11 protein-coding genes are annotated in these 18,532 nt (G+C 71.4%); 4 read left to right on the plus strand and 7 right to left on the minus strand.

Annotated features, from left to right (window positions below):
- Positions 1 to 26: 26 nt before the first annotated feature.
- Together rpsR and rplI are read left to right on the plus strand one after the other, a co-directional pair.
- Positions 27 to 266, plus strand: a complete 240-nt coding sequence (gene rpsR, locus EDD30_RS19795; RefSeq protein ID WP_007073789.1) for a 30S ribosomal protein S18 — start codon at positions 27 to 29, stop codon at positions 264 to 266.
- A 14-nt stretch (positions 267 to 280) separates the two neighbouring features.
- The gene (rplI, locus tag EDD30_RS19800; protein WP_071810081.1) at positions 281 to 730 is read left to right on the plus strand and encodes a 50S ribosomal protein L9; all 450 of its coding nucleotides are present in this window, start codon (positions 281 to 283) and stop codon (positions 728 to 730) included.
- A gap of 354 nt (positions 731 to 1,084) precedes the next feature.
- Here rplI and EDD30_RS19805 read toward each other — a convergent pair whose 3' ends face one another.
- Positions 1,085 to 5,101, minus strand: a complete 4,017-nt coding sequence (locus EDD30_RS19805) for a hypothetical protein (protein ID WP_148088145.1) — start codon at positions 5,099 to 5,101, stop codon at positions 1,085 to 1,087.
- Positions 5,102 to 6,005: 904 nt separating this feature from the next.
- Between EDD30_RS19805 and dnaB the strand changes: the two genes are divergently transcribed.
- A complete protein-coding gene (dnaB, locus tag EDD30_RS19810; RefSeq protein WP_071810277.1) occupies positions 6,006 to 7,448 on the plus strand; it encodes a replicative DNA helicase in 1,443 nt (480 codons plus the stop codon).
- 109 nt (positions 7,449 to 7,557) lie between these two features.
- On the opposite strand, the gene EDD30_RS19815 is transcribed toward dnaB, so the two are convergent.
- The 3 genes from EDD30_RS19815 to EDD30_RS19825 are packed head-to-tail and all read right to left on the minus strand — an operon-like array spanning position 7,558 to position 12,834.
- A complete protein-coding gene (locus EDD30_RS19815) occupies positions 7,558 to 12,090 on the minus strand; it encodes a toxin glutamine deamidase domain-containing protein (protein ID WP_084558052.1) in 4,533 nt (1,510 codons plus the stop codon).
- Positions 12,087 to 12,416 (minus strand): hypothetical protein, encoded by a 330-nt coding sequence (locus EDD30_RS19820; protein ID WP_071810280.1) that lies wholly within the window; start codon positions 12,414 to 12,416, stop codon positions 12,087 to 12,089. Before EDD30_RS19820 ends, EDD30_RS19815 begins: the two co-directional genes overlap by 4 nt.
- Entirely contained in the window at positions 12,409 to 12,834 is a 426-nt protein-coding gene (locus EDD30_RS19825; protein ID WP_071810281.1) for a YbaB/EbfC family nucleoid-associated protein, read from the minus strand. The genes EDD30_RS19820 and EDD30_RS19825 overlap by 8 nt, the downstream gene beginning before the upstream one ends.
- Positions 12,835 to 12,931: 97 nt before the next feature.
- On the opposite strand from EDD30_RS19825, the gene EDD30_RS19830 reads away from it, so the two are divergent.
- Entirely contained in the window at positions 12,932 to 14,164 is a 1,233-nt protein-coding gene (locus tag EDD30_RS19830) for an SUKH-3 domain-containing protein (RefSeq protein ID WP_071810282.1), read from the plus strand.
- Positions 14,165 to 14,268: 104 nt separating this feature from the next.
- Here EDD30_RS19830 and EDD30_RS19835 read toward each other — a convergent pair whose 3' ends face one another.
- Genes EDD30_RS19835 through EDD30_RS19845 form a run of 3 tightly spaced genes read right to left on the minus strand, consistent with a single transcriptional unit; the run spans position 14,269 to position 18,438 of the window.
- Complete coding sequence (locus EDD30_RS19835) at positions 14,269 to 14,709, minus strand: TFIIB-type zinc ribbon-containing protein (protein WP_123678366.1); 441 nt, start codon at positions 14,707 to 14,709, stop codon at positions 14,269 to 14,271.
- 1 nt (position 14,710) lies between these two features.
- Positions 14,711 to 15,943 carry a glycosyltransferase 87 family protein gene (locus EDD30_RS19840; RefSeq protein WP_244945319.1) on the minus strand — a complete coding sequence of 411 codons (1,233 nt, stop codon included), beginning with the start codon at positions 15,941 to 15,943 and terminating at the stop codon, positions 14,711 to 14,713.
- Positions 15,940 to 18,438 (minus strand): EAL domain-containing protein, encoded by a 2,499-nt coding sequence (locus tag EDD30_RS19845; protein ID WP_084556911.1) that lies wholly within the window; start codon positions 18,436 to 18,438, stop codon positions 15,940 to 15,942. The genes EDD30_RS19840 and EDD30_RS19845 overlap by 4 nt, the downstream gene beginning before the upstream one ends.
- Positions 18,439 to 18,532 lie beyond the last annotated feature (94 nt).

Raw genomic sequence — 18,532 nt, forward strand, 5'->3', positions numbered from 1 at the left:
CTTTCTTGAGTTCAGGAGTTAGAGCAATGGCGAAGGCTGCGGCACTGCGCAAGCCGAAGAAGAAGGTGAACCCGCTCGACAAGGACGGGATCACCTACATCGATTACAAGGACACCGCTCTGCTGCGGAAGTTCATCTCCGACCGCGGCAAGATCCGTGCCCGCCGCGTCACCGGTGTGACGTCCCAGCAGCAGCGGCAGATCGCCCGCGCGGTCAAGAACGCCCGCGAGATGGCGCTCCTGCCGTACACGGCCACGGCGCGCTGAGGGGAGGCACCGAGATGAAGATCATCCTCACCCACGAGGTGTCGGGCCTCGGCACCCCCGGCGACATCGTCGAGGTCAAGAACGGCTACGGCCGCAACTACCTGCTGCCGCAGGGCTTCGCGATCCAGTGGAGCAAGGGCGCCGAGAAGCAGGTCACGGTCATCAAGCGGGCCCGCGAGGCCCGCGAGATCCGCGACCTGGGCCAGGCCACCGAGGTCAAGGGCCAGCTCGAGGGCCTCAAGGTGACGCTGACCGCGCGCTCCGGCAACGGCGGCCGCCTGTTCGGCTCGATCACCCCGACCGAGATCGCCGACGCGGTCAAGGCCGCCGGCGGTCCGTCCCTCGACCGGCGCCGCCTCGAGCTGCCCGGCCACATCAAGACCACGGGCTCGTACACGGTCCAGGTCAAGCTCCACCCCGAGGTGACCGCGAAGTTCCCCGTGAACGTCGTGGCCGCCAAGTAACACCAGCTCTAGAAAAGCGCGTCACCCTCTCCGGGGGTGACGCGCTTTTTTCATGTACGGCGCCACAACCCCGTCTCCCGAGCCGTGGCCGGATGCCTCAGGACTCGATCCACCCGCCCGTCGTGACGACAGCATCGTGCCGGGGCGCCGGGCCTGTCCGCCTGGGCTGCTTGTGCACCCTCGGCGGCTCGTGTGGGTTGGCTGCTTGGGGGCTTGGGCGGCTTTGTGCGCGGGAGCTGTTCGTCTGCCCGGCGGCTGTGCGCTTAGGTGGCTTGTGCGCGGGCTGCTCGTCCGCCCGGCCGTTTGTGAGCCCGGGCTTCGGGTCTTGCTTGGTGGCGGGTCGGGATTTGCTCGTTAGCTGAGGGATTGGCCGGTGATCGCCGACGTCAACACCGTGGCGAGGCCGCCGCCCACGACCGCCGCCGCCAGGCCCACGCTCGCCGCCTTCCACGAGCCGCTCGCCCAGCGCAGGCCGACCGCGACCAGCATGCTCAGCACCAGCGACAGGCTGAACTGCGGCGCCGCGTCCGCGAGGGTGCCCAGGGCGTGCGCCCGCTGGTTGCCGTTGAGCACCAGCATGTAGAGCACGAAGAGAACGACCGGCACGCCGTACCAGACGACGGTGTAACCGACCGCCGCCAGCGGACCGCCGCTTTCCTCCTCGAACTCCTCCTCCGGCTCCAGCAGGTCGCTCTGCCGGGCGGTGGTCGCCGCGAACGTCTTGACGGGGCGCCGCTCGTACGTCCCCGCGGAGCTGGCCATCACCGCGCCTCGCGGCGGCCATTCGGTGTCCGGGGGGTTCTGCCAGTTTGCGCCCGTACGCTGGATGACCTCGGTGATGCCCTCGGAGGCCGAGTTGGCGACCGGCACCTTGACCGACGCCGAGGCCCCGTCTTTCGACGGCGGCCGGAACCGCACGAAGTCGCTCGTCCCGAAGCGCCGTGACTCACCGTCGGCGAGGTTGCTCTCGGCCTTGAGTTCGCTCCGCCAGTCCCCCGAGCTGCCCTCGCGGTAGCTGGCCCCGCCGCGTGCCGGCTGGTCCCGCCATGACGCTGTCGGCTCGGACTGCCGGATCTCCGTCAGTCCCTCGCCGTAAGCCTCCTGGCCGCCCTGCTCCGCCCGCAGCTTGCTGCGCCACGAGTCGGTGCGGGCCGTCGCCTGTGCCTCGGCACGCCACGCGCCAGGTTCCGGAGCCGCGCCGAGCCCTCGGCGCTGCCCACCGCCGTATCCTCGCTCGCCGCCGCGGTCGCGGCCGCGCTCGTCGACGGGGCGAGGGCTGCGCTCGTCGGGCTCCGAGGTGCGCTCGTCGTCGTGGTCCGGGCCGCGCCTGCCTGAGGGCCTGGCGGACACCGGACGGGCCGCGCCCGGGCCGCCACCCTGTCGCCGGCCGGCCGGCGGCGCCGAAACGGGATCGTCGTCCGAGGGCGCGGCTTCCCGATGCCAGGCCGCAGGGGCCGCCGACACCGGCCGGTCGTCGTCTCCGGGCGCGGGAGGTGCCGAGGCCCGTCGGTCGTCGTCCCAGCGTCCGGGGGGTGCCGAGGTCGGACGGTCGTCTGAGCGTCCGGGAAGCCCCGAGGTCGGGCGGTCGTCGTCCCAGCGTTCGGAGGGCGCCGAGACCGGGCGGTTGTCGTCGCGGCGGTACACCTCCGGGTCGAGCGGGGCTTCCGCGCGGGCGCCGAGCTGCAGTGGGCCCTCGGAAGCCCGCCGGCGACCGCCGCCCTGCCGACGAGGGTCGTCGTCCTCATTGTCCGCGGCTCCGCGCCGTCGGCCGGGTTCGTCCTCGCGGCGCTTTCCACTCTCGATCGCCAGCGGCCCGCCCGGCACGCCGCCACTGCGGGACCGCCGGCGTGGCCTCTCGTCGTCCCGATCGTCCTCGTCGTCTTCGTCTTCGTCGACCTCGGCACGGTGCCACTGACCGGTGTCGGAGTCCCGGAGCCAGACGTCCGACTCCGGGTCGCGGTGCCACTGGCCGGACTCCAGCTCGCGCTGCCAACTGGTGTCGGGTTCGCGCCTGCGGGCGTATGCCGCGCCGCCCTCGCGGCGAGGCATGCCCGCGCCTCGCTGGGCGTCCAGGCCGCGGCGCGGCTCACGCTGGGCTTCCGGGCCGCGCGGGCGTCCAGAGCGGCGGCCGCGCCCGCCCTCGGGATCACGTCGCCAGCCGCCGGTGCCATCGCCAGGGTCGGCGTCCCGTCGCCGTGCGCCGCCGTCCCGGCTGTCGGCGTCACGCCGCCACGACCCGCTGTTGTCGCCGGGACCGTCGTCCCGCCGCCCCTCGCCACGCCACCTCTCGCCCGGCCCGGCGTCGCCACGGCCCTCGCTGGGGTCGAGGTCGCGCCGTCTTGCACGGGAGCCGGCGTCGGAGCGCCGGTCGTCGCGCTGCCATGATCCGGGGCCTGATTCGGCCTCGCGCTGCCAGGAACCGGTGTCGCTGCGATCCGCCCGGCTGCGCCGGCCGTCGCCGCGCTGCTCCCGGTCCGCGTCGGTCTCGCGCTGCCATGAGCCCGTGTCCGTACGGTTCCGCCAGGCACCCGTGTCGCCCTCACGCGGCTGGAGCGGAAGCGGGATGACACCTGTCTCGGCGGCGCCGTGGTCCCACGGGTCGGCCGGCGGCGGCATCTCGGCGTCCCGACGCCGGGAACCGGTGTCCCGCCATCCGTCGCGCGCCTCCGCGCCGTTCGTCCGGTCGTCCCTGCGCCGGCCGTCACCGGTGCCCTGGTCGCCGCTGCGCCAGCTATCCCCGCCCGCTTCGTCGCCGCTGCGCCAGCTATCCCCGCCTGCTTGGTCGCCGCTGCGCCAGGTGTTGTCGCCGGCCTGGTCGCCGCTCCAGGTGCCAGCGCCGGCCTGGTCGCCGCTGCGCCAGTTGTCGGCGGCCGGGTTGGCGGTGCGCCAACTGTCCGTCGTAGGTGCGCCCTGCCAGCCGTTCGTGGTCGAGCTGGTGCGCCAACTGTCGGTCGCGGGGTCCGGGAACCTCGGGATGCTGCCCGTGTCGGTGTGACCGGCCCAGTTGTCGGCGTCCGAGCGGTCCGCCCAGCCCGTACCTCCGCTCGTACGGGATCCGGGTTCGCCGGCCCGGCGGTGGCCCGCTTGGCCGGCGGCCGACTCGCGGCGCCATTGGGCGCGGTCGTCCTCGCGGACAAGGTGGCGGCCGTCGTCGGACCAGCTACCGGCGTACGAGACCGGCTCCACGGGAAGCTGCGTGTTTTGCCGGTTGGGCGAGCTTTCTCCCGGTCGATCGGCGGGAGTCTGCCACCGGGGCGCGCCGTTGCTCCCCGGCGGGTCCGTCTCCCAGCCCGGGGCGCCGCTCCGCGCAGATCGGCCGGTTTGCCAGTCGCCCGTCTCGCGCGGCCCGGTGGACCCGGTTTGCCAGTCGCCCGTCTCGCGGGGCCCGATGGACTCGGACCGGCTGGAGCCGGCGAACTGCTGCCAGCTTGGAGGGCTGTCCCAGGAGGGGCGGCCCGTGCGGGGCCGGGGTGCGTCGGCCGGCTGCGGGGACGGCGCTGAGGTTTCCCACGGAGGAGCCGCCGACGGCGTGGCGAACTGCTGCCACGAGGGCCGGTCGTCGCGCTGCCGGCTCGGGGGGGCGTCGGCGGGGCGCTGCTGCCAGGGTGCTGCCGGTTCGGTCGGCGCCTGTCCTTGCTGCCAGGACGGGGCGGCATCCGCTCCTTGCTGCCAGGACGGGGCGGCGTCCGCGGGACGTTGTTGCCACGAGGGCCCGTCCTCGCCGCGCTGCCAGGCCTCGCCGGCTTGCTGCTGCTGCCAGCTCGGCACGGCGTCGGCGGGGCGTTGCTGCCAGCTCGGCGCGTCGGTGGGGCGTTGCTGCCAGCTCGGCGCGGCGTCGGCGGGGCGCTGCTGCCCGTTGGGGGCGGCGTCGGCGGGGCGTTGCTGCCAGGACGGTGTGTCCGGTGCGGATGTCTGCTGCCAGCTCGGGGGTGCGTCGGTCGTGGACTGCTGCCAGCCGGGAACGGCCGAGGTCGGCGGGGTGCTGGACGGCTGGTCGATGGTCTCCGGCGTGGGCCAGGCGGTGCCGGAGATGGCCGGCAAGCTGGAGGACGGCGGGTCGACCGGCGGGCGGAAGTTCTCGCTGTCGCCGGCTTGCCACGCTTCGGTCGTCTGGCGCCAGCCGTGGGTCCCCGAGGCGGATCGCCACTCGGTCGTCTGCCTCCAGCGGGCGGTGTCGCTGGTGGCACGCCACTCGGAGGTCGACGTACGCCAGCCGACGCCATCGGCGGGAATCGCCGGACGCCCGGTCGCCGCGACGTCGGACCACCGGCTCACCGTGCCCGAACTGGACCTTTCGACCGCTTGGTCCTCGTTCTGCGCCCAGGCCTCGGCGCGCAGCGACCAGGCGACTGCCTCGGGAATGGGCTGCATGCTGCCGGTGTCGGCGACCGATCCCGTGCCCCAGACGACCGCACCGGGTTCCACAGGCTGGGACGAATCAGGACTTTCCGGGCCGTTCGAGGTTGACCAAGGGTCCGCACCGCTCCTCTCGCGCGGCAGGCGGGCGCCGAAGTCCCACTCCCGTTGGTCCACCTGAAAAGCGTGACGTGCGTTCAGCGGATCTGCAACGCCCTGGGGCGATGGCTTCGTCACGAGCGGCACCTTTTTGTTCTCTCCACACGGTGGGGATGGCAAAAGTGCTGGTCAGAACGGTACGTCCGGAGGCTTCCCCAGGCGTTATACACAGGCTGTGCACAGGGCCGCACACAGAACCGGAGGCGTTGTCCACAGGTTGTCCCGAGGCTCGTCCACCGGGCTGCTTGGGCCGATGACGTGCGGGTTCGTATGGTTACCCGCGCCGGACCGCGTCCCCGGGCCGATTCGGCCGGAAACTGCCGGCGCCGGCGGGGCCCGTGATCGGGTCACCCGGCCGGGGCTGCGCTCACCCGAAAGTGTCGTACCCAGGATGTTTGATCGACTGGTTGGGGGTTCCGACGGGCTGAACGGCATCGAAGCCGCTCGGGTGGTTCGGGCTGCTTCGGGCCGCGGTCTTAAGCGGGCGGGCCTTCTCCCGGGTGGGATGTCCGGCTCGGGCGGGCTGGTCGGTTCGGCGGCCGACTAGCCGGCTCTGGGGTGGGGGTGGTCGGCTTGGCGGCGGACTAGCCGGCTCCGGGCGGATGGATGGCTTGTGGGTGGATTGCTCGGATGGGCGTGAGGTCCGCGGCGGCCGCGCCGACTCGGCGGGGTGCGCCGAGCTCGGCCCGGCAGGAGTACCGCCCCGACCGGCACGGACGGGGTGGCAATGGCGTGAGGTACCGAGGAGGGGGAGGTCGGAGTGTCGATCACCGATGACGCACGGCCCGAGTCCCGCCCGCAGGCTGCCGGCGGGCGACCGTCCACCGGCGGCAGGCCTCCCGGCGGCGGCGCCCCACCACCGGCCGAGGGCGGGTTCGACAAGACGCCGCCCCAGGACATCGCCGCCGAGCAGAGCGTGCTCGGCGGCATGTTGCTGTCGAAGGACGCCATCGCCGACGTCGTGGAGATCCTCAAAACCCCGGACTTCTACCGCCCGGTGCACGCCACGATCTTCGACATCATTCTCGACCTGTACGGCAGGGGCGAACCCGCTGACGGCGTCACGGTCGCGGCGGCGCTCGCCGACTCCGGTGACCTGCAGCGCGTCGGCGGAGTGCCGTACCTGCACACCCTGATCGAGAGTGTGCCCACCGCGGCCAACGCGTCGTATTACGCCCGCATCGTCTCGGAGCGCGCCGTGCTGCGCCGGCTCGTCGAGGCGGGCACCAAGATCGTGCAACTGGGGTACGGCACCGGCGGCAACGGTGGCAGGGACGTCGACGACATCGTCGACCTCGCCCAGCAGGCCATCTACGACGTCACGGAGAAGCGGGTCAGCGAGGACTTCGCGGCGCTCGGCGACATGCTCCAGCCCACCCTCGACGAGATCGAGGCCGTGGGCGCCCAGGGCGGCGTGATGACCGGCGTACCCACCGGCTTCTCCGATCTCGATCGGCTCCTCAACGGTCTCCACCCCGGCCAGCTGATCATCGTCGCGGGCCGTCCCGGTCTGGGTAAGTCGACGGTCAGCATGGACTTCGCCCGCAACGCGGCCATCCGCAGCAACTGCGCCAGCGCCATCTTCTCCCTCGAAATGAGCAAGATCGAGATGGTGATGCGCCTGCTGTCCGCGGAGGCCCGGGTGCCCCTGCACACCCTGCGCTCCGGCCAACTCTCCGACGACGACTGGACCAAACTCGCCCGCCGCATGGGCGAGATCAGCGAGGCACCCATCTTCGTCGACGACACCCCGAGCATGAACCTGATGGAGATCCGAGCCAAGGCCCGCCGCCTCAAGCAGCGCCATGACCTGAAGCTCCTGGTGATCGACTATCTCCAGCTCATGACCTCCCCCAAGCGCACGGAAAGCCGCCAGCAGGAGGTCGCCGACCTGTCCCGGGGTCTGAAGCTCCTCGCCAAGGAGATCGAATGCCCGGTGATCGCGGTGAGCCAGCTGAACCGAGGCCCCGAACAACGTACGGACAAGCGCCCCCAGTTGTCCGACCTGCGAGAATCTGGCTCCATCGAGCAGGACGCGGACGTGGTCCTGCTCCTGCACCGCGACGACTACTACGACAAGGAATCACCGCGAGCCGGCGAAGCGGACTTCATCGTGGCAAAGCACCGTAACGGACCGACAGACACGGTGACGGTGGCAGCACAACTCCACCTGTCCCGCTTCGTCGACATGGCCATCGTCTAAGGCGCTTCCTACCTTTGGCCGTCCTGTCGGATCGTGCGCATCGAACGCTTCTCGGTGCGGTGGCTACTCCCGGGGCGGGCCGTAGGACCAGCCCATCCGTGCCCCTTCCTCACACATCGCTTCCAGTCTCTCCGGACTCGGAAGCTCCGTGTGCAACTGCTCCCGCGCCAGATCCTCCGCCGCTGCCCGGTCGACACTCGTCGACTCGTCTGCGTATGAATCGTCGAACAGGAGACCCGCCGCCAGCGCGGGGGCGTATATCCACTGCTTCCGCGCTGCGTGCCACATCACCGCTCTGAGTGGTTCCGTCGCCCGGCTCCGAAAGGCGATGAGGCTCGTCACCTCCTTCGATCCTGCTGACTCGAGGAATGCTCGGTATGCGAAGGTCGGCTCGCTCATCGGCTGTATCCAACCTTTCTATGCCCGGTATGTCTCGCGGGTCGAGGTTCCAATGGTGCAATGCCTCATGGAGTGTCATGTCGTCTGACGCTAGGGCCCTACGGTATTCGATCCATGGTTCTCGGCCGGCGCTGCGCGTCGCCCATCGCTCCAGTGACGTGTCGACATGGAAGATCTCCTCCACCACGTCGAGGCTGGTGGGTTGGTGTGCGGCCATCCCGTGCAACTTGTTGATGCTTAGGATGGCCAAGAAAGCCTCGACCCGCTCGATTCCCGTGACGTCTTCCGAGCTGAGACGCACGATCTCGTAGAGGTCATGGGTCAGCTTGCCGACGCGACGTGACTTCCCGGTGGGAACTTGGAGTTCCATCCGGAAACCGTCCGGATTGGTCATGGTGACATTCAGGCCATTGTGGCGACCTCGGCCTTCGCCCCAGAAGCTAGCCACCTCGAGGATTTGGTATCCCTGACTGCCAAGGCGGGTGAGTAGGCGGCGGAGAGCCTGGGCGTAATCGAGCTCGGGAATCTGTATGGAGAAGCGCACCCGATCGTTCGACGTCCGGAGGAACCGCTCAATGTCGGTGGCCCGGGTGGCCTCGCGCTTCGCGAACTTTCGGGCGAGGGATGGCAGCGACTTGACTCGGTGTTGCTCGTCCACCACTTGGCCGCCCACTTCGTCGGCGAGGGTGTGCATTCTTGTCAGTTCTGTCTGGGCTACTGCCTCCGCTTCGCGGACCGCGTGTTGCAAGGCTTCGCGCTGGGACGGTGTGAGGCTGGCCAGGAGCTTGTGTTCGGCGGCTCGCGCTGTGGGATCTGGAGTGCCCGTTGGGTTCAGGGCATTGATTGTCTGCGGTGGTAGGTCTGTGGCGTCGGTGCTGTGGTCGACCGGGCGGCGTGGGGCCGGGATGCGGGGCTCGATCGGCGCCGGAGCCGGTGTGGGTGGGTCCGGTGCCGGCGTGGGCGTTGCCGGGGTGGGTAGCGACGGTCCGGGCTCCGGGGGTGGGGGTTCGGGTGAAGGCTGCGGCGAAGGTTCGGGTGGTGGCTGCGGTGCCGGGCCGTGCGAAGGTTCGGGTGGCGGCTGCGACGCTGGGCGGTGCGAAGGTTCGGGTGACGGGCGCGGTGAGGGCTCGGGGGCCGGTCGCGATTGCGGGCGAGGGACCGACGGATGGTGCATTGGTGCCGGTTCCAACGTTGTCCGGCCCGGGCGCCACAGGCCGTCCGGGTGGGTGGGGAAGGGCATTGGTGCTCCGGCGCCGTTGACTACCAATGCGTCGATGGCGATGACATTGCCGGGGTGGGGAGCGCCGTAGTGGCCGTACAAGCTGGTGCCGGGTGGGGCGATCAGGCCCGATTGCGGGTCGACGAACAGGATTTCGCCGTTTTGGTTCACCGCGGCCCAGGCGTGGGCGGCGCCGCCTTCCCAGGCGTTGATCAGGAAGGCGAAAGAGCCGTGGCCGCCGGCGAGTAGTTGCGCGGAGACGGCGACCAGTGCCTGTTCCACCTGCTGGCGCGCGGCCGGTGGGTCGTGCGGGTCGACCGGCGGGCACACGGACTGGAGCCGGCCGCCGGTGGCGTGTTCGATGCGCTCGCAGCCGATCTCTTCGCCGTACTGTGGCCTTTGCGGGTCCCCGTCCCGGTATGCGTCGAAGGTGCGCGGTGCCGAGACTCGCGGACGGCCGTGCATGTAGGTGTCGAAAAAGGACAGCACGCAGTCCTGGCAGTTGATTGCGCGTGTCGGGTCGGCCGCCGGGCCGCCGTCGTTGATCAGGCGGAAGTACGGCGTACGCGGATCGGCGGTTCGGACCGGGTCGCCGCCAACGTCGCGGGGAACGGCGTTCTCCAGATCGAGCTGGTGGCGGGCGAGCGGTGCCCGCAGGCCGGCCCATGCGCCGTAGCGGCGCGTGCGGTCGATCGAGGGCGGACGGTCACTGCCCGTAAGTCTGGACCGGTTACCGAACGAGAGGCCGCCGGGTGCTAAATGGCCGCTGTCACGGTTGGCTCGGTGCCAGTCCTGGGGCTCGACGGTGGTGACGGACTCCGCCGCTGGAGGGCGAGCGTTTCGCAGATCCTCGCGCTGCGCCTCGGCCCGGTCGGCGTCCATGGTGGCCGCCGCCCAGTCCGCATGGAAGAACTGCGCCAGGCCGGAGTCGAACTTGACGAATCTGGCGATCCGGGCGGACCGCCGGGCGCGGCGGGCTCGGCGCCGGGCGCTCTCGGCCTTCTGGCCGAGCGCATCGATCGCATCCTGCCGACGAAACTGCGCGTAGGCGGCCCGCTGCAGTCGTGCAAACTCAAAGTAACGGCTCTCCTCCGGCGAAGGTACCCCCGGATCGCTCACCCCGGGCCCCATGGCCGCGGCAAAATCTGCGGGTACGCCCACAGCACGGTCCATTGAGCTCTGGCGGTCCGAACCGGGAGCCCAACCGAAGGCCGCTCCCGGAGGGACGGGCCGCCGCGGCGTGCCAACCCCGCTTCCGTCCCGCGACGCAGACGCGCTGGTGTCGGCCCGCGACGGAGACGCGCTGGTGTCGGCCTGCGTTGGAGACGCGCTGGTGTCGGCCCGCAAGGGGGACGTATTGGTTCCGTTCGCAGATCCGTCAGTTCGGTCCTGCGGGAGGGGTCCGATACCTCCGTCTGTTGCCGGAGGTATGGGAGATCCATGAGGATCTCGCAGCGGTAGTGGCGAGTAGGTCGACGGCGTGCTCGCGGATAGTTCTGGACCGCTGCGCGCCTCGGGGACACCGCTCGACGTCGGACCGGCGACCGGCAACGAGGCCGGATTGTCCCAAGACGAACCTTCCGGCGATGCCAACGGAAGCGGCGAGGACTGCGTAAGTGGCGGAGAGACAGGTGCCGTGCCCGGAGGTGGGGGCGGAGAAGGTTCCATGGGGGACGGTGGCGGAGGCGAGGGTGTCGTGGCCGGCGGTGGCGGAGGTGCCGGTGTCGTAGCCGGCGGTGGGGGAGGTGCCGGTGTCGTGGCCGGCGGTGGCGGAGGTGAAGGCACCACGGCGGACGAAGGTGGGGGCGACGGTGCGTCGGAAGTAGTGGACGGGGACGGAAACTCCGTGGCGGAGGGTAGTGGGGGCGGCAACGAGGACGGCGGCGAGGAGGAAGCCGTTGACGAGGAGGGCGGTGACGAGGAGGGCGGTGACGAGGAGGGCGGTGAAGTAGCCGGGTTGACGGACTGAGAGAGCTGAAGCGGATCCGTGTCGGACAGTCGAGGTAGATCCAGGGCTTCCATCCCGGCCAATCGACCTTGCAGCGATGCGGTCAAGCCGGAGCCCGCCGACTCCATGGCCGTCCCCGCCGCTCCTGAGCTGGCCGACTTCGCCAGGCCCTCCAGGTCCGGCAGTTCTCCATTGACCGCCGCCGCGCCGAACTCGCCCAGCACCTCCGCGCTCGTTCCGCGCGTGATGCCAGTGCGGGAGCCGCGCCCGATCCCGGCGCCGGAGGCGGCGAAGCCGCCCGCGAAGCCTCCGGCCGCCGACGTGCTCAGATCCTGGAGATCCAGGCCGTCCGCTCGCCCTGTCGTGTTCTGGTAGAGCTGGATGCCGGCGTTGGTCGCCAGCTCCTCACGCATCTCGTCGAGGCCCTCGGTCAGTCCCTCACGGCCCAGCCGCCGAAGGCCTTCCTTGGTCGTCATCTGGGTAACCGCGCGCTCGGCCGTCTCCTTGAGCGTCTTCCTGATCGTCTTTCGGCCGAGCCGCTCGACGAGGCGTCTGAAGATCTGCTGGATTGCGAGGCGGGTCGCCGCGATCAGGCCGCCCGCGGCCGGGGTGGCCGCGCCCAGCGTCAGGGTGACCGCGACCGCCATGCCGATCAGCTCGATGAGGAACAGGCCGATCTCGACCCACGCTTCGAGTTTCGCTCCCTCGATGTCGCAGCCGCACTCCTCGACGAGCCTGCCCAGCTCGTCCGCAATCTGTACCAGCCCCTCCAGGGGCGCCTCCTCCCCCGCCGCGACCCGGCCCCACGCACCCATGAAGGCCTCCGCGACCCCGCTCACCCCGGCACCGCCGAAGCCCGCGATCACTCGGCCGGCCGCGTCGTACGCCTCCTCCCGTGGAATCGCGAGCAGGCCCGCGATGGCATACCACCGGTCCGCGACATCCCAGGTCGCCTTCTCGTCTCCCTCCGGCCAGTCGAAGCCGACGACCCATTCGAGCGCTTCGTACGCCCACCCGGGCACATCGAACGGGCAGTAGTCGAGCGGATGCGGAACCGGGCTGGGAAGAACAGTCACGACCGTTTCCCGTACGACTGCTCCACGCGTACCGATGCGGCCTCGTCTGTGTGCCGCAACTCGCGGACGGCCTGGACCGACGCGTCGCCGAGCCCCTCGAGGTAGGCGCCGAGCCTTTCCCAGGCCTGCAGCACCTGCTGCTCGATCGGGCGGTAATTGCGCTCGAAGGCCCGACCGATGTCGTCGGTGCCCCATGGCCGGGCGGCGCTCATCTCCGCCACCTCGGACCCGGCCTCAGCGTGCTGCGAGCCGAGGTGCCGTCCCGCCGCTGCCAGGTCTCGGCCTCCTCCGGCCGCCTGCGCGGGATCCAGCCACAGCTCATTCACCGTCCCTTCCCGCCTCCCGCACTGCCGCGTCCTGCCGGCTGAGCAGGGAACCGAGGTCGTCGTCGCGGAGGAACCGCATCGGTCCCGAGTCGGCGGGCAGGTAGCCGGCCATCAGGCGTTCGATCTCGGCGGTCGCCTTGGCCGCGGCGGCGGCCGTGGTTGCCACGATCTCGCGGCTCAGTTCGGTGGGGTCGAGGTCGCGGTGGATGTGGCGGTCGAGATGCAGGTCGACGAGCTGGCCGCGGGGGCCCACGGTCGCTCGGATCAATCCGTCCGCCGATTCGGCGGTGGCCCGCAGGTCGGTGAGGCGCCGCTGAATCTGGTCCAGATCGGACCGCAGCCGCTGGTATTGGCCGTAGACGTCGTCGAGGCGCGCTCGCAGGGCTCGGTTGCCGTCGCGGTCCGCAGTCTGCGCCACCGTCGTGCCTCCTCGCATCTATCGACAACCTTCGACCTTAGCGGCAGACGGGACGCCACGTGGTCCGGTAATTTCGGTTGGCACACGAGGAGGCGCGATGATCACGCTGGCCGAGGCCGAGGAGATCGCCGCCGGGTGGGCACGTGGCGAGTCCGAGCGCCGCGGGTACGAGTGCAAGCCCATGGTCAGCGAGTTCGAGCTGGGCTTCGTGGTCTGGACGATGCAGCCGTCGTTCGTCCTGCCGGTTCCCGGTGACGGCGTGCGTACGGTGATCGACCGCGAGACCGGTGCCCTGTCGACGTACCCGGGTGTGTCCGTCGCCGTCGTCGCCGAGCTCTACCGGCAGCGGCGGCCCGATGTGGCCGCCCGGCGCCGGACCGCGGATCCCGAGGTCGAGCTGCGCCGCGGGGTGCGACGCCGGCCGGCGCCCACCACGGCCGCACACCTCACTGTGGACGGCCGGGTCTTCATCGCCCGCGGCGCCAAGGGCGATCAACGCCTCGACCACCATCCGCTGGTCGCGGACCGGCTGCGCGCGATCGAGCCGGGAGCACGGGTACGCGGCACCGAGCGGCACGCCGAGCTGATCGTGGTGTCGGACGCGCTCTACGAAGCGGACCGCGCACGCTCCGCGCCCTTGACCCCGGACGAGGCTCGCGAGTGGCTTCGCGCGGCCGAGTTCCAGGCGTTCCTGGTGCGGGAGCAGGGCGATCCGCTCGCGGGGACGCCGGCCCGTCCGTGCGAGTCCTGCCTGGTCACGCTGGTCGACCTCGCGGTGCTGCCGTGGCCGCACCTGGCGTTCATCGAGCCGCTCCGGCCGTACTCGGAGAATGTGGCGCAACCGGGCCGCTTCCCGGACCGGATGGCCGGTGCGTTGGCGGACGCCGGCTGGCGGCCGACGCACCGGATGGTGGCGGAGGCGCTCGCCGACGGCATCATCGCCGACGTCGTCGCGATCACCGGCCGCCGGCACCGGCACCGGCCGTCTCCGGCGGCCCGCGCCGCGATCATGGACTTCCCCGGGATCTTCTGCGGCCTGCGGACTCCGGGGATCCGCCGCCAGGTCCGCTGGCTGGCTCTCGAACCGTCCGCGGCGGCGCACACGGCGGACACGCTCGGGGAGTTCGCCGAGGTGCTCGGCGCGCCGCTGTTCCCGCTCGGCGTGGAGGCGAGGGGCGACGCGATCGTGGCGATCGACGAGCGCGGCCGGCTGTTCGCGCTGGATCAGGGCGGCGAGTGGTATCTCGGCGAGGACCTGGACGAGGGGCTGATCAGCCTGCTCACCGGCGACGGCCCCGCCGAGCGCGTCCGCGACGACGGCACCTGGTGATCAGCCGAGCAGGTCGGTGATGCCGGACCGGGCAGCGTCGCGCGTGGCGGCCGGGGCGAAAGGCTTGAGCCCGGCACGCCGGCCGCCGTCGCGCGCGGCGTGGATCAGTCGAAGAGCTCGTTGAGGAAGCTCTTGCGGCGCCGGTAGTGGCCGTGGTGACCGTGGCCCTGCCGGTAGTGACCGTGATAGCCGGGGCGTCCGTACTGCGGGGCGCCGTACGCCGCCGCGGCCGGTGGGTAGGCGGGCTGGCCGTGGCCGTAGCCGGGCGGCGGCGGGGGCGGCGCGGCGTAGCCACCGCCGGGAGCCGGCGGGGGCGGCGGGGCCGCGTATCCGCCCGGGGCGGGCGCGCCGGGGGCCTGGGCCGGCCGCGGCGGGGCGCCTGCCGGCGCCTGGCGGTTGTTCCAGTTGGCCTCGGCCTCGAAGAGCTTCTCCAGCTCGCCACGGTCGAGGAAGATGCCGCGGCACTCGGTGCACTGGTCGATGGTGACGCCGCTTCGCTCGTACACCCGCATATCGCCGTGACACTTGGGACAGGTCATCTGCATCTCACAAACGGTACAAGGCCGGGTCACTCCGTGGTGCCGTTGTTCCTGTGGGTCTGCTGAATACCAGCGCGGAGGACCAGGCGAGCAGGGCCAGCGGGTAGAGCAGGTAGCCGAAGCGGGTGGTCGGCATCAGCAGGATCGCGGTCAGCAGGCCCCACCCGCAGAAGAGCGCCGCGGTCGCCGCCGTCGCCGGCGGGCGCCGTACGAGCAGCACGGCGATCGTCACCGCGGCCGCGACCAGCAGGCCGGCCGCGACGTACCGTCCGCCCGGCAGCGTCTGGGCGATCAGGTAGCCGGGGAACGGCGACTGCGCCGGGCTCGTCACGATGCCGTGCCCGAGCGGAAAGCGGATGACGTTTTCGACGAACGCGTCGCCGTCGACCAGGAAGGCCGGCACCAGCGCGAGGACGGGCAGCCCGAGCGCACCGGGCAGGAACCGGCGGAGGTTGCCCGTGGTGAAGGCGAGCACGAGCAGCACCGCCACGACCGGAAGGGCGAAGAGCTTGAGCGCGGCCGCCGCCCCGACCGCGAGACCGGCGGCACCGAACCGGCCGGCCGCGCAGCAGGCCAGCGCGAGCAGGCAGAGGGCGAGAACAGGCAGGTCGTCGCCGCCGGTGGCCAGGGTCAGGGCACAGATCGGCAGGACGGTCGCGAACTGCACCGCGCGGACCGGGCCGGGGCCCGCCAGGCGTACCGCGGCCACCAGCGCCGCCGCCGTGACCAGCGCGAACCAGATCCGCGCGTCGGTGATCCAGGCGTCGCCGAAGGCGGCCCGAGGCAGGCCGAAGACGGCCATCCCCGGCTGGTACGGGGCATAGCCCAGCAACTGTTCCCCCGGCGGCAACGCGCCGATCGCCTCCGGCCCGAGGTACGGCGTGCCGGTGTGCGCGAGCCGCTCACCCATGTGCTCGGCCACGAGCACTTCTTCCTGGGCCCGGTCGGTGCGGCCGCCCGCGCGTTGCACCGCCTGCACGAGCAGTGGCAGCAGGGCCGCCGCGCCCCAGGTGACCCAGGTCAGCGCCATCCGCAGGGCGGGCCGGCGCCGCACGAGCTGGACGACGGCGAGCAGGAACGCGGCGAGATAGCCCCACGCCGCGACGGCGCCCCACGCGCGGTGCGGTAGCAGCGTCGAGGTGAGGGCGGTGACCAGGGCGAACACGGCGGACAGCCCGTAGAGCAGGACGTCGCCCGCGAGGCCGTCGGCGGCCCGGTTCAGGCGGGCGAGCACACTCACGCAGGCAAGTGTGGCAGAGGCGATCTCGGGTTTCGGCGGCGCGGCATCCGGACGACCGAGCCGGTCTTGTGCAGCGGACTGGCGAGGAACCCCGGCTTGCCGTCCGAGCCGCGCTGCAGCGTGGCCAGCAACCGGCCGGCCCGCATCGGGCGGGCGAAGAGGTGACCCTGGCCCGCGACGCAGCCCAGCTCCCACAGCGCGTGCCGCTGGGGCTCGCTCTCCACACCCTCGGCGACCACGGTGAGGTGCAGGCTGCGGGCGAGGTCGACGGTGGAACGGACGACCGCGGCCGCCTCGGGCGAGGTCTCGACGGCGACCACGAATTCCCGGTCGACCTTCAACTGGTGCACCGGGATCCGGGAAAGCACCGACAGCGACGAGACGCCGGTGCCGAAGTCGTCCAGGGCCAGCCGGACGCCGGCGTCGCGCAACTCGGTGAGCGCCCGCTCGACCACCTCGAGCTGGCTGAGGGTCAGTGTCTCGGCGAGCTCCAGCACGAGCCGGTCGGCCGGTACGGCGTGGGCCGCGAGCCGGGCCAGGACCGCGGCCGGGAACGTCGGGTCGAGCAGGCTGCGCGGCGAGACGTTGACGGCCACGGGCAGATCGAAGCCGGCCTCGCGCCAGGCGCCGACCGAGGTCAGCGCCTGTTCCAGTACGGCGTCGACGAACGCGGGGAGCTGCCCGGAGCGCTCGACGGTGTCCAGGAACTGCATCGGGGTGAGGTCGCCGTGCTCGGGGTGGTGCCAGCGGGCGAGGGTCTCCGCGGAGACGACCTCGCCGCTGCCCAGGTCGACGATCGGCTGGTAGTCGACGACGAATTCCCGGTGGGTCACCGCCCGGGTCAACTCGCCGCCGAGCACGAGCCGGCCGACGTCGGCGGTGTCGCGGGCGTGTGCGTAGGTCGCGGTGCGTTGCCCGCTGCGTTTCGCCTGGTACATGGCGACGTCGGCGCGGCGCATCAATTCGCTCACGCCTCCGCTGCCGGGCGCCAGGGCGATGCCGCCGGCCGCCTCGACCGTGAGCTGCATGCCGTCGACCTCGATGGGCTGCTCGAGGATCGCGAGCATGTCGGCGGCGCGGTGGGTGGCGACGGCCGGGGCGGGCAGGCCGGTCAGCAGCACGGCGAACTCGTCGCCGCCGAGCCGGGCGACCAGGTCGCCGGGGCGGGTGGCGTCCTCGAGCCGGCGGGCCACCTCGCGCAGCACCTCGTCACCGGCGGTGTGCCCGAGGGTGTCGTTGACCTCCTTGAAGTGATTGAGGTCGATGAGCAGCATGGCGAACATGCCCTCGGGTGCCCGCCGGGCGAAGATCTGGTTCGCCTGGTCGAGCAGCTCGCGGCGGTTGGCCAGGCCGGTCAGCGGGTCGTGGGTGGCGGCGTACGCGTTCTCCGCGTTGATCCGCTTGAGCTCGGCGTAGGCGCGGGCGTTGCCGACCGCGGTGGACAGCGACGAAGCGAAGGTCTGCAGCTTGTACCGCTCGGACTCGTTCAGCTTGACGGGCTTGCGGAACCGCAGGCGCAGGGTTCCCGCCGGGCCGTCCGGTCCGTCGAGCTCGGCCTCGATCATCGACCCGTCGCGGGCGGGCGCGCCGGTCACCGTTCCCTCGTAGCGAAGGTGCCCGGCGGAACCGCGGACCAGGCGGTCTTCGCCGCGTAGCTCGATCTCGGCCTCGTCGGCGGAGAACAGCTCCGGTGCGAGGGTCACCGCGGCGTGCAGCACGGCGGCCAGGTCGGTGACGTTGAGCCGGTCGGTGGTCCCGGCGAGGCGGCGCCACGCCTCCTGATCCGCCCGCTGGCGAATCCTGTTCTTGGCCGCGAGCTGCAGCGCGAGCACGGTCGGCACCATGGTCAGGATGAGCAGCTCCTCCTGCTCCACCACCAGCACAGTGCCCAGCGCCAGCACGACATTGACGCTCCGGATCCGCATCACCACGTCCCGGTTGTGGCGAAGCGCCTGCCGCCAGGGGGTACGCGTCGCCAGATGCATCACCGTGCTGCCGAGGAGATCGTCCACGATCGCATACGCCAATGCCGCCCCGACGAGGCCGAGGATCAACATGGGAACGCCGGAAGCGCGGATCTCGAGATCCGCGGCGGGCCGGATACCGATCACGAAAGCGACCGAGGCTGCGGCCGTCGCAGCGACGACGTCCTTGGCGACGTTGAAGGTGACCTTTATGGGCTGCCGGAGAAAGACTTTGGATGCGAGGGCGCCGAGCGCGGTGCAAATGATCGCCCAGGGAAGGGGCACGGTCGCGACGGCGAGCAGGATCGAGCCCGAGGTCGCGGGGAACACCCGATTGTCCGACCGTACCCGCAGTTTGATGACCGGCCCGCTGGCGGCGGCGATGATGACCGTCAACGCGGCGAGGAAGAGCAGTTTGCCCGACGGCACCGCCGGCGCCGATCTCGCCGAGACGAGCAGGCAGCCGGAACCCGCAAACGCGACTAGACCGACATACAGCCGGAGCTGCTTGTCGGTCTTCGCGTCGTTCACTGCGGACACCCCATGTCTCCCATGGTCCCCCGTTGCCCGCACAACCTGTCAATGCCTGATTGTCGCTCGGTATCGATCTTGCGGGTCTGGCTCA

Origin of the sequence: Couchioplanes caeruleus, from assembly GCF_003751945.1 — a bacterium.
GTDB lineage: Bacteria > Actinomycetota > Actinomycetes > Mycobacteriales > Micromonosporaceae > Actinoplanes > Actinoplanes caeruleus.